Below are 345 nucleotides of genomic sequence, written 5' to 3' on the forward strand. Positions count from 1 at the left end.
CCGCTTCAACAGCTACATCAGCAACACTTGAATTTACGAAAGAATTGACTGGTCGTACTTTGGTTGATGGTGAATTCCAATTTGAATTGTATGAAGGTACAAAACTACTTGATACAAAAACAAACCAAGCTGGAAAAGTAACATTTAATGCAATCAACTATGATGCAGAAGGTGTTCATGCTTATACTGTAAAAGAAGTGAATGCCGGAGCAACTGGTATTACTTACGACACAGAAAAGACTGCAGTGGTAACAGTAACCAAAGATGCAGCAACAAACGCCTTGAAGGCAACTGTTGAATACTCAGCAGGTAGTGTCTTCACTAATAGCTTCAAAGCACCAGCGG

1 protein-coding gene is annotated in these 345 nt (G+C 39.7%); it reads left to right on the forward strand.

The genetic code is table 11. The features are described from left to right. Window positions 1-345, forward strand: a 345-nt coding sequence (locus SORDD27_RS09460; protein ID WP_330997344.1) for a Spy0128 family protein, incomplete at both ends; no start/stop codon positions are given.

Origin of the sequence: Streptococcus oralis, from assembly GCF_001579025.1 — a bacterium.
Lineage (GTDB): Bacteria > Bacillota > Bacilli > Lactobacillales > Streptococcaceae > Streptococcus > Streptococcus oralis_X.